Annotated in this window: 13 protein-coding genes; 8 read left to right on the top strand and 5 right to left on the bottom strand. The window is 53.3% G+C overall.

The annotated features are described in order from the left end of the window. The first annotated feature begins 79 nt into the window (after nt 1–79). From B7994_RS12255 to B7994_RS12245, 3 genes are read left to right on the top strand one after another with little or no spacing between them, the layout of a single operon-like run. Nucleotides 80–370: a hypothetical protein gene (locus tag B7994_RS12255; RefSeq protein WP_088638753.1), complete on the top strand. Its 291-nt coding sequence runs from the start codon at nt 80–82 to the stop codon at nt 368–370. Further along, on the top strand, nt 370–828 hold the full coding sequence (ybeY, locus tag B7994_RS12250) for an rRNA maturation RNase YbeY (protein ID WP_088638752.1): 459 nt from the start codon (nt 370–372) through the stop codon (nt 826–828). Before B7994_RS12255 ends, ybeY begins: the two co-directional genes overlap by 1 nt. Continuing rightward, nucleotides 828–2,162 (top strand): hemolysin family protein, encoded by a 1,335-nt coding sequence (locus B7994_RS12245; protein WP_088638751.1) that lies wholly within the window; start codon nt 828–830, stop codon nt 2,160–2,162. The genes ybeY and B7994_RS12245 overlap by 1 nt, the downstream gene beginning before the upstream one ends. On the opposite strand, the gene B7994_RS12240 is transcribed toward B7994_RS12245, so the two are convergent. Next, the gene (locus B7994_RS12240) at nt 2,159–3,940 is read right to left on the bottom strand and encodes a long-chain fatty acid--CoA ligase (RefSeq protein WP_088638782.1); all 1,782 of its coding nucleotides are present in this window, start codon (nt 3,938–3,940) and stop codon (nt 2,159–2,161) included. The two genes, B7994_RS12245 and B7994_RS12240, sit on opposite strands and share 4 nt — an antisense overlap. A gap of 80 nt (nt 3,941–4,020) precedes the next feature. On the opposite strand from B7994_RS12240, the gene B7994_RS12235 reads away from it, so the two are divergent. Then, nucleotides 4,021–4,347, top strand: a complete 327-nt coding sequence (locus tag B7994_RS12235; protein ID WP_088638750.1) for a hypothetical protein — start codon at nt 4,021–4,023, stop codon at nt 4,345–4,347. 60 nt (nt 4,348–4,407) lie between these two features. Here B7994_RS12235 and B7994_RS12230 read toward each other — a convergent pair whose 3' ends face one another. Genes B7994_RS12230 through B7994_RS12215 form a run of 4 tightly spaced genes read right to left on the bottom strand, consistent with a single transcriptional unit; the run spans nt 4,408 to nt 7,784 of the window. Further along, the gene (locus tag B7994_RS12230) at nt 4,408–4,641 is read right to left on the bottom strand and encodes a hypothetical protein (protein WP_144063884.1); all 234 of its coding nucleotides are present in this window, start codon (nt 4,639–4,641) and stop codon (nt 4,408–4,410) included. 15 nt (nt 4,642–4,656) lie between these two features. Continuing rightward, complete coding sequence (locus tag B7994_RS12225) at nt 4,657–6,027, bottom strand: hypothetical protein (RefSeq protein WP_088638748.1); 1,371 nt, start codon at nt 6,025–6,027, stop codon at nt 4,657–4,659. Between the two features lie 57 nt (nt 6,028–6,084). After that, nucleotides 6,085–6,591, bottom strand: coding sequence for a hypothetical protein (locus B7994_RS12220; RefSeq protein WP_088638747.1), 507 nt, complete (start codon nt 6,589–6,591; stop codon nt 6,085–6,087). A gap of 14 nt (nt 6,592–6,605) precedes the next feature. Next, nucleotides 6,606–7,784: a hypothetical protein gene (locus B7994_RS12215; protein WP_088638746.1), complete on the bottom strand. Its 1,179-nt coding sequence runs from the start codon at nt 7,782–7,784 to the stop codon at nt 6,606–6,608. Nucleotides 7,785–8,126: 342 nt separating this feature from the next. Here B7994_RS12215 and B7994_RS12210 point away from each other — a divergent pair, with 342 nt between their 5' ends. From B7994_RS12210 to B7994_RS12195, 4 genes are all read left to right on the top strand, one after another. Continuing rightward, nucleotides 8,127–10,205, top strand: a complete 2,079-nt coding sequence (locus B7994_RS12210; RefSeq protein WP_088638745.1) for a polysaccharide lyase family 1 protein — start codon at nt 8,127–8,129, stop codon at nt 10,203–10,205. A gap of 115 nt (nt 10,206–10,320) precedes the next feature. Then, the gene (locus B7994_RS12205) at nt 10,321–11,682 is read left to right on the top strand and encodes a tetratricopeptide repeat protein (RefSeq protein ID WP_088638744.1); all 1,362 of its coding nucleotides are present in this window, start codon (nt 10,321–10,323) and stop codon (nt 11,680–11,682) included. A 136-nt stretch (nt 11,683–11,818) separates the two neighbouring features. Beyond that, the gene (locus B7994_RS12200; RefSeq protein ID WP_144063881.1) at nt 11,819–12,811 is read left to right on the top strand and encodes a fibrobacter succinogenes major paralogous domain-containing protein; all 993 of its coding nucleotides are present in this window, start codon (nt 11,819–11,821) and stop codon (nt 12,809–12,811) included. Nucleotides 12,812–12,836: 25 nt separating this feature from the next. Continuing rightward, nucleotides 12,837–14,378 carry a family 16 glycosylhydrolase gene (locus tag B7994_RS12195; RefSeq protein ID WP_233143203.1) on the top strand — a complete coding sequence of 514 codons (1,542 nt, stop codon included), beginning with the start codon at nt 12,837–12,839 and terminating at the stop codon, nt 14,376–14,378. Nucleotides 14,379–14,440: the final 62 nt, after the last annotated feature.

Genomic DNA, 14,440 nt, shown 5'->3' with positions numbered 1-14,440 from the left:
ATATTTTATTGTGGTTAAAAAGCGTGCAATAATTGTATCTTTGGTATAAGTTTTTTGTGCTAATTAAAAGAGGACACAAATGAGTATCGAAGTAGAAGAACCCACCGTGGAAATGAGCGACGTCGAAACCGGCGAGCAGATTATCAAGGAACTCGACAAGGTCACCCTTACCAAGGGTGCCTGGCAGACCATGATGTTCCTTTGCCAAGAAAAAAACGCCAAAACGGGTGAGTTTGGCGAACCGAAAGTTTATCTGCGCCGTTACCAGAAGGCCGGTGGTGCGTTCAAGGCTCGCAGCAAGTTCAATATCAGTGGCAAGGCTCAGGCCGAAGCCATGATTGAAACCCTCAAGAAGTGGTATAACATTTAATGGCAGACCCTGCTAGTAGTAAAAAGAAGAAATACAAGATTGATTTCCTGTGCGAGGGGGATATCGAGGTATTCCCTTGGAAGGCCAAGTTCGAAGCTATGGCTCGCAAGCTCCTCCGCGAAGAAGGAAAGGAAAAAAACGTCAATATCGTCCTCTGCACCGATGCCTTCGTGCGCGAGATGAACCGCGACTACCGCGGGCTCGACAAGGTGACGGACGTGCTTTCGTATGAATGGCACGAAGAGGATTTTTTGGGCGAAATCTATATCGCCCGCGACCAGGTGAAGCGCCAGGCTCCGGAGTACGGCAACACGTTCTATGCCGAACTCAAGCGCGTGATTGTTCACGGGCTCTTGCACCTCTCTGGTTACGACCACATCAAGGCGGCAGACCGCAAGGTCATGCGCAAGCGCGAATGCGAATTCCTCGGGCTTGACCTCTACAAGGAGAAGGCGTGATGGAAAATCATAACGTCGTCTTGACGGTATTCTTGTGCGTGTTTGTTCTTGTGTCGGCTACGTTCTCTGCCACCAAGTGTGCGTTCAGCCTTATATTCGCAAAGCGCGACCCTAAGGAGCGTAACGAGCGCGAAGAGAAGATTGCGACCCTTGTGAAGTGGAACGGCTTTAACGAGTGCGTTTCCATCGGACGCATTTTCGGCAACGTGAGTGCCGGCGTGCTCGGATTTTTCCTTTATGCGAAGTACTTCTCGTTACCTGTTCTCCATGACAACTTCTACTTGGTTCTTGCGCTCTACCTGATTGTGGCATGTGCCGTGCTGTACGTGCTTACGGTATTTATCCCGTACCTGGTGGCAAGTCTCAAGCCTGATACGTTGTCTGTAATTCTTGTGCCGCTTTTCCGCATCATCCGCCTGCCTTTTGTGCCGGTGGCGAAGTTCTGCCATGTCGTGTTCGTGAAGTTGCTGGAACTCTTCGGCTACGATTCCAAACTGAGCTTCTTGCCCGAGGAAATGCGCGATGCCGTGCAAGCCGACCTTTCTGACATGCAGGATGGTGAAGACGAGGGCCTTGAAAAAGAAGAACAGCAGATGATCCTCAACATCTTCGACTTCGTGGAGACTCCGGTGCGCGAAATCATGACCCCGCGTGTGGACATGTGCGCCATCGACGTGGATACGCCGCTTGCCGACTTGGTGAAGGTCTTGAACAGCGAACGCCATTCGCGCCTGCCTGTTTACAAGGACACGATGGACAACATCGTGGGTATCCTTTCGAACCGCGACTTTCTGGAATGGTACACCGAGCATGGTTCCGAACCGTTCGACATCATGAAGATCGTGATGCCGCCGGTGTTCGTGCCTTACCACAAGAAGATTGACGACCTGCTGACGGAATTGCGCAAGACGGGTAACCAGCTTGCCATCGTCATTGACGAATACGGCGGTACGGCCGGTCTCGTGACGCTCGAAGACATCCTGGAAGAAATCGTGGGTGAAATCCGCGACGAGGACGATGTCGACGAGGAAGATGACGTGCAGAAACTGAAGGACGGCCGCTACATCCTTGACCCGCTCATGACGCTTTCCGACCTGGAAGACGAACTCGAAGTGGAACTCACTCCGCCTGAAGGCTCCCATGTGGAGACACTTTCCGGCCTTATCCAGGCGACGCTCGGGATTATCCCGTCGCCGGGTGCGGAGGTCGAGATTAAGGGCTACAAGTTCCGTGTCCTCAAGATGGACGGAACCCGCATGGAGAAGGTGATGATGATTCTCCCGCCGGGCAAGGGCACTCCGACAGGCAAGTTCAAGATTATCTCGAAGAACTAGGCTTCGGGTTTCCTGTACATCGCTTCTATCTGCTCCGCATAGCGGGCCTCGGCTATCGAGCGCCGGATTTTCAGCGTAGGCGTGAGGAGCCCGGATTCTACAGTGAGCTCATCGCCTACGAGAGTCCACTTGCGAATCTGTTCCCAGTGGTTGAGTTTCTTGTTTACGCGCGTGATGTGCCTGTTGATTGCCTCGCGGACGCGTAGCGACTGCAGCGCCTTCTCGATATCGAATTCCTCTTTTTTCAACTTGAGCAGGCGACGTGCCCCTTCGGGATTTAGCCAGATGACGGCAGATGCGAACTTGCGGTCGTTCGCGATGACTAGCGCCTGTTCCACGGCGGGGTGGCGGCAGAGTTCGAGCTCGATGGGGTTCGGGCTTACGTACTTGCCGGTGCTTGTCTTGAGGAGTTCCTTGATGCGACCGTTGAAGTTCAGGAATCCGTCTTCGTCGAAAAATCCCTGGTCGCCGGTCTTGTAGAAACCGTCCTCGGTAAAGATCTGTGCATTGAGTTCGGGCTTGTTGCGGTAGCCCCTGAAGACGCTTTCTCCCTTCACCTGAATCTCGTTCTGGTCGCCTATGCGGACACTGAGATACGGGAGCGGCTTCCCGATACTACCCGGTTTGGAGCAGAACGGGCTGTTCACCGAAATTACAGGGCTGCATTCTGTCATGCCGAAGCCTTCGTACACGGGGAGCCCAATGTTGAGCAAAAAACGCAGTATGGACTTGTTTAGGGCGCTTCCGCCGCTTATAAGGAGCTTGAAGTTACCGCCGAGGGCATCGCGCATTTTCTTGTAGACGAGCTTGTCGTACAGCCTTTGCATGGGGGTCTTGCGCTTTTCGGGGTCGCTCAGTTTCGCAAGCTTGATGGCACTCTTGATGAAGAGGCTCTTCGGGCCCTTTGCATGGTCGCCGATGATGGTCATGCTTTCGTAGAGTCGCTCGAGTATCCGGGGCACGACCACCATGATGGCCGGGTGCACTTCCTTGAGAATTTGCGCCGTGTTTTTCGGGTCGTCCGCGAAGTAAATCTTTATGCCGTTCAAGGTATAGAAATATACGACCATGCGCTCGAGAACATGCGCTACAGGCAAGATGGTGAGGGCGGAATCTTCCTTGCGGTTCATTCGGTAGAATTCGAGCAGGTTCTGGATCTGCACGAGCATGTTCCGGTGCGAAAGTTCTGCTCCCTTCGGCGTACCGGTAGATCCGCTCGTATAGATGACGCTGAAGATGTCATCGGGTTTGATACTCTGTATCTGATTGTCAATCCAGCTGAAGTACTTCGGGTCTTCGCTGTGTTTCTGGCCCTCTTCTATGAAATCGTTCCAGTAGATGCCGTTCTCGGGTAGGTGCGATGTCCCGTCGATGCATATGATGCGCTTGAAATGGGAAAGTATAGCCTGAAGAGGCAGGCTAAGGTCCGTCACTGCATTTACGATAAGGACTTGCACCTGCGATTCGTTGCACTGGTATAGAAAGTTCTCGGGTGCGATATTCGGGAATAGCGGGATGGTTTCCCTGTGGTTCACCTGTGTCGCGATGTCGGCGACAATCCATTCCGGCGAACTTGGGGCGATGATGCCGACGTTGTCTTGCGGGTCCATGCCGCAGTTGTCGAGAGCGATGGCGCAGTAGATGGCCGTATCCCGAAGAAATTCCTTGGAATAGTGCAGCCAATCTCCGTTGACCCGCTTGTACCATCCTCCGAAATCGTCGCGTGAACAGTTCGCGAAGAACAGGGACGGGAGGGATGTGAACTGCAGCGGTTCCATGTACACAAAATACGTATTCTTGCCCCAAAAAGGAACTTTTTTTTTGATTTTTTAATTATTTTACCCATAAAGGGCTAGATATGATCAAGAAACTGTCCGATTATGAAGCGTACCTGAAGTCGCTTCTTGAGGTGGGGCGTCCACTTTCTGCCGAGCAACTGCTTTCGGTGCGGACCCGCATAGAATTTTTCCAGCATGAGCGGCTTGCGCACGAAATTGTGCTGGTCCTTTTTGCGCTATTGACGGTCGGGAGTTTCCTGTTCTTTGTGGCGTGTCCCGAGATTATGGTGCTTGTGCTTGCGGCACTATTCCTTGTGCTCCTGGTACCTTACATCAAGCACTATTTCGGGCTCGAGAACGGTGTGCAGCGTCTGTACGACCTGTATGCGGAACTCGAAAAACTTTAATGCAAAAGACGCACCCCACAAAAGGGCGCGCCTTGCTAAAAAGGATACGTTCAGAATTACTTAGTCGGTATACGGCTCGCATTCGGTAGCAGAGCAGATGTACTGCTTGCCGTTGTCCTTGCAGGAATAGACGACGCCGTACGAAGTATTCTTCTCTGTCGTGTATATGGCGCAGAGACTTTCGATGAAGGATCCCGAACGTGGGGATGAGATGGAACTGTCTTCTCCCGCGGAGCACGCGGTGAGGGCGGCGAACATCATGGAAGAGAAGAGAATAGCGATAATTTTTTTCATGATAGTGCCTCCCGATTAGAAGTAGATGAATCCGCCGAAGTTGGCGAGGATGTTGTTGTTGCCGTCGGCGAAGCCACGGAAGGGATTGTTGTAGAACGTGTTCTCGACGGAAGCTTCCAGCGCGAAGTTGTTGTAGTAGAAGCGGGCTCCGAGATTGACTGTCGTTGCACCGGTAAGAGAGCGGATTCTTGTGATGTTGTTCTTCACGATGTCGATTTCGTCGTTGTAGTCCGTGATGTATTCTTCGCTTTCCATGGTGAACACTGCCCAGGTGTAGTCAGCGCCGCCATAGATATGCCAGCAGTTGCCGAGCTTGATTTCGGCAAAGATGTTCGGCACGGCGTAGACGCCCATCGTGAAGAAGTCGTCCTTGTTCTTGCGGGTGTCGTCATCGAATTCGTCATAGAACTTGAGCGGGGCGCGGGTGTTGAGGCCGAGCAGGACTCGTGCCCTGTTACCCTTGAGGATTGTTCCGCCGATGTTGAATTCGGGCTGGATATAGATATGTGCGTCCATGCCCGAGGTCTCGGTCTTGGAAGTCGTAGAGCCTGCCTTGTGTTCCCTTTCGTAGGAGTTCTCGTGACGAGTGAAGGTTACGCCCGCATTCCAGAAGATGTTCCTTGCCGAGGGGTCGTTGCTCACGGAAACCTTTCCGCCGAGATCCCAGAAGTCGTTTTCGACGTCAGTCGTTGTCTTGTCGTCGGAATCCTTGTACTCTTCAGAAGTGGAGGTCTCGTTCTGGTAGGTGAGCCAGAAGAGGGTTGCGTTCAGGTCAAATGCTCCCAGAGGGAGGGCGAACCTGGCGCGGACGATGTCACCGGCAGAGACGGTGTATTCGTCTTCGGTGGTCTGTTCGTAGGCATCACGGCTCTTGGTAAAGGTGATTTCCTTTCCGAGAGCGTAGCTGATGGATGCGCCGAATCCCCTGTTTGCGATACCGAAGGTTGCAAGCCCGAGGTTGTTCGACATTTCAAAGGAGATAAACTTTGTGCTCTGGTCTCCGAAGGCCACGGCACTGAATGCGCTGGTGGGTTCGATATAGACGAACTTGGAACCGGCCATCTTGTAGGGCTTGTTCAGGTTGTCGGCGACGGTCGATTCTGCGGCCGTGTTGCCAACGTTGTTGTACGAGATACCGTGAAGCGCAGTGGGCTTCTTGGTTGCGGTATCGGTTGCCGCCGTGGTGGCCGCCTGGGGAGCTGGTGCGGCAGGTGCTGGTGTTACTTGCGGAGCAGGAGCGGGAGCCGGCGCCGGCGCCGGCTCCGGCGCTTGTTCGGTCGCGGGAGCGTTGTCGGTGGATGCGAGACCCACATTGTCGCTGTTTTCCTGGGCCATGGCGACAGTCAGCGCTGCCGCTGCAGTCAGGGTTATCAGTTTTATCTTCATTCTGTATCCTTTTGTTGTTATTCTTTAAACTTTTATCTTGACTTTAAAACTTTTGGGTTAATCCTCTTCGCTAGAGGATGAAGAATCCGGGTCTTCAGCACTGCTGGAGGAATCCTCATCGCTGGAAGATGAAGAGTCCGGGTCCTCGGCACTGCTGGAGGAATCCTCATCGCTGGAAGATGAAGAGTCCGGGTCTTCGGCGCTGCTGGAGGAATCCTCATCGCTGGAAGATGAAGAATCCGAGTCTTCGGCGCTGCTGGAAGAATCCCCATCGCTGGAAGAACTCGATTCCGTAGAAGAACTAGAAACGCTGGACGAACTGGACTCCTCCGAACTGCTGGATTCGTCTTCTTCTTCGCTAGAAGAGGACTTTGCACTAGACGAACTGACGGAACTGGAAGATTCCGTGCTGCTCGAAGACTTCTTGGAACTGCTGGAGTTCGTCGCGTACGTCTTATTGTGCGGGGTGTTGAGATTGCTCGGACCGTTGATGGTGGAATCGGTGGAGCACGCTACGATAAGGGCGAAAACCAGGTACAATGCAAAAAAGATTGTCTTTTTCATAGTTTTCCTCTCAGTTAGAATGTTACGATTCCGGAGAAGTCGAATAGTATGGTGTTGCCGGTGAAACCTCTGAAGGGATTGTTGTAAAAACCGGACATGATAGAGGTTTCAAGCGTCAGGTGTTTGTATCTGAAAAGCACGCCCGTAGTCGTGTAGACTCTGCCGCTCTTTGTCGAAAAACGCGTAAAGTAGTTCTTGGTCTCGTCTTCGGTCTTGTAGAGCTCGATGTACTCCTCGCGATAGGCGTTGCTGCTCCAGCTGTAATCCGCGCTGGCCCAGATTACCCAGTTCTCGTTCAAGACGTATTCGGCGAGAAGGTGGGGGGTGAGGGTGAGGGTGCCGCGCATGTAGGCATCCTTGCGGTGATTGTCCTTGTCTTCGACTCTGTCGAAGATGTAGGCGTTGAGGCTCGCGTTGTTGCCTACGTGCACGCGGGCGTTCCCGGATTTCAGGACGATGTAGCCGAAGTTGTAGAAAAGGCTTGCGTAGAAGTAGCTGTCGTCTCTTTCGGAGGTGTGCTTGTAATTGTCGTCAGGGTCGATGGTGCTTTTCAGGGTGGAATCCTTCCACCAGAATTCACGGCCAAGGCTTCCTCCGGTTCTCCAGGAGAAGTTCTTGGCGGAGGGCCTGTTCGTGAATGTAATTGCGCCGTAAATGTCGTGGGCTAGCCTATGGTAGTCGTAGTCGATCTTGCCTTCGCTGTCCGCGTAGTCGACCATGGCGAGGGAATCGTTTGACTGGTAGTATCTCAAGGTCGCCAGGAAGTCGATGGACTGCATGGGGAAGGCAAGGCGGAGCGTAAGGTTGTTGGCGCGACCATGAATTTCGGTAGTTTCTTCTTTGTGGTAGGCGTCCTTTTCCTTAAAGAAGTTCAATTTTTCGTCGATGTCGAAAGCGATGCTGAAACCGAAAGACTTTGTGGCGATGCCGAGCATAGCCATGTTGTTGAGATAGGCAAGGAAAGAAGTCTGGTTGTTGGATGTGTAGCTGGCGATACCGTAGGCGTTCGATGGGCCGAGGGCGACAAGGTTGCTGCCGTACATGAGGTACGGGGTGTAGATGTTCCTGTGTACGGAGGGCGCTTCGCTCGGGGTCAGCACCGCATTGTAGTAGGCGGCTCCGTGGAGAACGTTGAAATTGGCTGTGTCGGACGGGCTTTCTGCAAACGTTGTTGCAAAAAATAGGGACAACATTGTCAATAGTATTTTTGGCTTCATCATTGTTCCGAATTGATTTGAGTAAAGGATAAAAAAAATCAGGTGGATTTTGGAGTCTGTGTGGGAAAATAGGTGTTGTTTTTTGTTGTGTTTTTGTTGTTATGCGGCATGCCGGTCCCGTCTTATTGTACGCAAAAATTGCGTTAATTAGGTTATTTTTGTAAAAATTGAGAACAAAAATATGGTAGTAATTGAAATATTTACAAAAATATGTTGCATTTTGATTGAATTTGGGTTATCTTTTAAAAAGAAATTTTGAGAACATTTGGGACGCCGTGAGGGAATGTTCCCGAATGTTCTTGAAAAAGGGATGATGGTATGAAATTTTCTTCGATGATGATTCTTGGGCTCGGCGTGGCGGTTGCCTCGTATGCCGAGGTTTCTCTGTCGACCGCAGGGGGCTGGTTGGAATCTGCCTATGCGGAATGGAGCCCGGATGGCTCCGACAGCTACAACGTGTACTATAGCGGTGCGGGAAAAACCGACGTGAAGGTCGATGCGCAGCTTGTCCGCAAGTACGGTTCCATCTGGCGCGTAGACGTTCCGGGGCTCAAGGCGGGCGACTACACGCTCAAGGTTGCTGGCGTGAAGGGCGGCAAGGAGGGCGCTGCCGCTACGACGAAGACGCTCTCGGTGAAGGCGCACGACCGCAGCGGTTTTGCTTTTTCCAATGGGCGCGTTCCCGGTGCGTACAAGGCTGACGGCACGCTCAAGGATGGCGCCGTGGTACTCTACATTACCGAAAGCACCAAGAATACCGTGACGATGGACGTGGCTACAAGTTCCAAGGGGACAAAGACGACTTGCAAGAGTTTCCAGGGCATATTGAACTGCTACAAGAAGGGCTACGAGACGACTCCGCTCGACCTGCGCTTTGTCGGCAACGTGACGGATTCGGATTCGCTTGTGCAGGGCGACATGGTGATTGACCTCGGCAAGTCTGAAACCTCCTACGTGACGGTGGAGGGTGTCGGGCCCGACGCGACCGTGAACGGCTGGGGAATCCGCGTCAAGAACGCGCAGAACGTGGAAATCCGCAACCTCGGCATCATGAACGTGAACAGCGACGAGGGCGACAACATCGGCCTGCAGCAGAACAACCAGTACGTGTGGGTGCACAACTGCGACTTCTTCTATGGCGATGCGGGTTCCGATGCCGACCAGAAAAAGGGTGACGGCGCGCTCGACTGCAAGCTTTCGACGTATGTGACGTTCAGCTACAACCACTTCTGGGACAATGGCAAGTCTAACCTGCTCGGACTCAAGGAAGGTACGACCGAAGGCTACTACATTACCTATCACCACAACTGGTACGATCATTCTGACAGCCGCCATCCGCGTGTGCGCTACTACAGCGCCCACGTGTACAACAACTACTACGACGGCAACGCCAAATACGGTGCGGGCTCCACGCTTGGTTCCTCGGTGTTTATGGAAAACAACTACTTCCGCAACTGCAAGTACCCGATGCTCACTTCGATGCAGGGGACGGACGTGTATGCGAGCGGCACCAAGCGCGACCCGACGAACAACGGCACTTTCAGCAAGGAAGCGGGCGGTACCATCAAGGCTTACGGCAATTACATGGAAGGCTCCTACACGTTCATTCCGTATGGTGCAACCTCGTACAAGGTAAAGGGTGTGGAAACGACGGCGGCAAGCCAGGGGATCAATACCTCCGAAGACTTCGATGCGTATGTCGTGGATAGCCGCAACACGAAGGTACCCTCTACGGTCAAGTCGTATGACGGCGCAAACACCTACAACAACTTCGATACCGACAATTCCGTGATGTACAGCTACAAGGTGGACGATGCCGCGACGGCTAGGGACAACGTTGTCCGGTATGCGGGCCGTGTGCAGGGTGGCGATTTCAAGTGGACTTTCGACAATTCTGTTGATGATGCTTCTTCTGATGTGAACCAACCGCTCAAGGATGCGCTCGTGGCGTACAAGGGCTGGTCTGGAACCGTCATCCCTGCCGGTGGGGATGAACCTTCCTCCAGCAGTTCTGCGAAGTCAAGTTCTTCGTCCGTTCCGGTATCTTCCAGTTCTGCTAAGTCCAGCTCGTCTGAAAAATCTAGTTCCTCGAGCGCAGAATCCTCTTCGTCCGAAGGGGCCGAAAGTTCGTCGAGTGTGGAATCCTCTAGCAGCACGGATGCGTTGGTGGCTTCCATGCCCCTGCATGGCGAATCCATGCGCTATGTTGCGGGGGAATCTCGCCTTGAAATTTATTCCCCGGTCGCATTCCGCGTGAGTGTGGCCCGCGTGGATGGCCGGAAGGTTCTCTCGAGTACGGCCCGCGTAGTCGACCTTTCGAGATTGCCTACGGGTGTCTATTTTGTTCGATTGGTAAATGAATACGGGATGAAAACCCTGTGCATAAATAAACAATAACCTCCCCCCTAAATATGCACGGGTGTGGACCCGGGTGTTGGCACGTGACGTGAAAGACCTTCAATTCATTGTCGCGTGCCATTTTTTTTGGATATTTTTTCTAAATTGTCGTTACATGAATATTCGACTTTCTGCCGTTTTACTGGTTCTTTCGATTGGAATCTCGCTTGCGAGCGACCCGCGCCTTGAACAGGGGGCCATTTTTGAGGCCAAGGGCGATTACGAAATGGCTCTCGGTGAATACAGGGCGATTCTTGCGGAGCAACCGAAGAATGGCGAGGCATATTTCCGTGCAGCAGAAGTCTACACGAAGACTAAGAATTACAGCAGGGCCATCGCGAACTACAGGCTTGCCTATAAGTTCGAGCCGACGATGAGCGCCGCTTACGAAGGTATCGCTAAGGTTTACGAGGCCCTGGGCGACAAGAAGAAGGCTGCCGAGGAGCGTGCGAAGGATCCGAAGAACAGGCCTGCCGAAGAAGTTGCTGCCCCTGTAGAGACTGCCGCACCTGCTGAATCGGCTCCCGCAGCTCCTGTTGCGGAAGCCCCGAAGGCTGAGCCCCCTGCTCCGCAGAAGGTTGCCGAACCCGCTCCGGAACCGGTCAAGGTGAGCGAACCTGCTCCAGCTCCGCAAAAGGTGGCGGAACCTGCTCCCCAGAAGCCCGCTGTCAGTGCCGAACCTGTGGCTCCGACCGATCCGTTCGAGAAGGGCAAGGCTTTCCTTGCCGAAGGCAAGTACAAGGAAGCTGCCACGATGTGGCGTGAAGTTCTTGCTAAGCAGCCCGGACATGCCGGTGCCTATTTCTATGCGGGCGTGACCCGTTACGAGATGGGTGAGTACGACAAGGCGGAGTTCAACCTGAAGAAGGGACTTGCCTATAAGGAACAAGGTAACGACGCGAACTACTACCTTGCTCTTGTTTACCAGAAGACAAATCGCGCAGACCAGGAAAAGAAGGCCCTTGCGGCATACCTCAAGAAGGCCGCTCCCGATGGAAAGTTCCGTGCATCTGCCGAAAGCCGCCTTGCTGAAATGAAGGCTGCGGTAGAAGCGGCAAAGGCCGCCGAGACGGAGACTGCTGCTGAAAAGAAATCTGCCGAGACTCCGGCGCAGGCGGCCGCGAAACCCGCGCCCTCGGTGGAAAAGCCTGTTACTCCGTCGCCTGCGGCAGCTGACGAAGAATACAGCGTCGCGAATGCAAACCTCCTGTACAAGAGTGGCAATCTTGGTGAGGCCCTGCGAGTCTACAAGGCTCTCCTTGATAAGGGTGTCAGTACCGATGAGTACTATTTCTCGATGCTCCAGATGGGGAATATCTACCGCGAACTCCGTGATTTCCATAGTGCCGTAACGCGCTACCGCACTGTAGTTCAGCAGTATCCGGAATCCGACTGGGCAACTGAAGCCGAACGCGCGCTCGAAGATGCCGTGTGGCTCGAGAGGCATGCTTCTGAACTCCCGCGTCGTGCCCGTTAAGCGGTTGATAGTTGCTTTATGTCTAAAAAGAGCCCCATCAAAGGGGCTTTTTACTTTTTCCGTATAGGTGCTCCCTATTGCGTTTTGGCTTGAAAAAACATAGATTAAGGTAAAGGATCCTAAAGGGGGATTGGTCATGAAAAATTTTCGGCTCATATCAACGGTCGCCATATCTGCGTTTCTTTTCGCATGTAGCAATGGTACTGGCAATCCTGGAAGTGCAGAAGGGGACGTGAGTGCTGTGGAAAAAGCTGAAGGCGCCGTAGCGCAGTCTGCAAAGCAGCCCGCTCCAGAAGCGGAATCTGGTTCCACGGAGTCTGAGGCTCTGGACGAAGGTATTGCCGAAACCGAAATACCTGAGTCATCTTCGAGCGAAGAGGCTTCTTCTAGCGATACGGGCTATTCCTGGACCGAAGAAGAAATTTCCGATTTCCTTGAAGAGTTCAACATCAGTCCGGCAGATACGGCGCGTCACGATCCTGACAGCTTGGGCGTATGGCATTTCTACGACCCCAGGGGTGCGCACGACAATCCCGACTTTGCCTATGGCTCGATGACGGACCCGCGTGACGGGAATGTTTACAAGACGACGACCATCGGCGGCCAGGTCTGGATGGCCGAGAATTTGAACTACTTCGACATTGAAGGGGCGGCGAGCTCTATCAAGAACGACTGGTGCTACTGGGACAAGCCCGAGAACTGCGAATCGGCAGGTCGCCTCTACACGTGGAACGTTGCACAGAGGATTTGCCCCGAAGGCTGGCGCTTGCCGACTAAGGCGGACTGGGAATCCCTGTTGCAGGAAGTCGGGGCAGATTCCTTGAACGAGATTCTTTGGAAGGGCTCTAGCAAGCTCAAGTCTATGAGTGGTTGGGAAAACGAAGGTAGCGGTACAGATGACTTCGGCTTTACGGCACTCCCCGCGGGCATGAAGTTTACTACCAGCACCCAGGACGGTTTTACCTATCACGGTTGCTCTTCCCTCATGTGGGCTGCCACGGAAGCCGACGGCGGTGCTGCGGATTCCCTGGCTTACCACATGTACTTGGATTGCAGCAACGACAATGCCATCGTGAATACGGTGAGAAAGATCAATGGACTTTCGGTCCGTTGCGTAAAGGATGAATAAAACCTACAGGGTTTAGGGATTGGTTGTGAAAAAAATCTGTTCAATTGAATCTTTATCGTTTGCGGTGCTGTGCGCCGCGACGCTATCTTTTGCCGAACCTCCCGCAAACTTCAGCGGCTGGGAATTGGTGTTCGAAGACAACTTTGACGGAACTTCGTTAGACAAGAAAAAGTGGAACCCCACGTACAACTGGGGCCCCACGCATAATCACCGCGCCTACTGCGCCGAAGAGAATGTAATCGTTTCCGACGGTACGCTCAAGCTGAAGGGCGAAAAGAAGGTGCACCCGAATGCCAACGGGAAAAAGGCGAAGTTCAACAACAAGGAAATCCCGGTCGATTACACCTCGGGTGCGATTGATACCAAGAATCATTTCGAAGTGAAGTACGGCTATATTGAAGGCCGTTTCAAGGCCCCGTGGCAAAAGGGAACGTGGCCTGCTTTCTGGACGCTGCAAGATGGCTGGCCACCGGAAATCGACATTCTTGAAATTCCGGCTTCGCGCAAGCAGCACCATTACTACCTGCATTACACCGACCCGAGCTGGTACAACAGTCATGGCTCGGCGTGGGACCACGAGGCCTCTTTCGGTGGGCACAAGGACGATGACGTGGACCGTTCCGCGGGCTTCCACAACTATGGCGTGGAGTGGGACGAGTCAACACTCAGTTTCTATTTCGATGACAAGAAGTTTGCCAGCTACAATCGCCCGACCGAAATCAAGCAGCTCTCGGCGCAGTATATTATCGTGAACCTTGCCATCGGAGGCTGGGCTGGCGATGACATCGAAATCACGTCTGATAAGCCCGCCTACTTTGAAGCGGACTGGGTGCGCGTGTGGCAGGCCAAGCCGGCGAAACCCGATACGGTGCGCATCATGTCGATGAATTTCGGTACGTGCATGGTGAGAACATCCGAGGATAAGCTAGCGCTGGGCGACTGCAGTGGCGACAATGCCGTCGTGACGATTACGCCGCTCTCTTCGACAACCTACCGTATCAACTTTGGCGACATGTCGCTGGATACCCCGAATGAATCGAAGGATGCGGGCATTACGATGGGCCTGTACAAATGGAACGCGGGCAGTCACCAGAAGGTGGTGATGGAAAAGCAGTCCGGCTACGAGGGCTCGGTGGTGCGCATGAAGATGCAGCACAGTGACATGTACCTGCGTGCGACGACTGACGGCGAACGCGTGGTGCAGAGCTGGGCTGACGACTGGGAATGGAACCAGATGTGGCGCTTGCTCGGCAAAGATGATGAAATTCCGACGAAGAAAGATACCTCTGTAACGGATACCGGCAAGACGGCACTTCCGTATCTTGGAAATTTCGCAAGCGTGTATGGAACTTCTGTCCACTATGCCGACAATCATCTGTTTGTTGAACTCGGCAGCGGCTTTGTCGAAGGTGCGATGGTACGCATCCTTGACCTGCAGGGCCGCGAGGTGATGCTCCGCAGGGCAATGCGCTCGGCAACATTTGATGTGCAGGCCTTGCCTGCAGGCATTTACCACATTGCCGTACAAAGCAAAAACCGCACGGAAATCCTGCGGTTTAAAAAGTAGGGTTATCTTGCCCGAGTGTAAAAGTCATGCCCGACTTGGTCGGGCATCTTTTTTGTGTGAAA

The organism is Fibrobacter sp. UWR2 (genome assembly GCF_002210285.1).
In the GTDB taxonomy this organism is placed as follows: Bacteria; Fibrobacterota; Fibrobacteria; order Fibrobacterales; family Fibrobacteraceae; genus Fibrobacter.
Note: the sequence above shows the minus strand (reverse complement) of the source record. Positions and strands in the feature narration are given on the sequence as shown.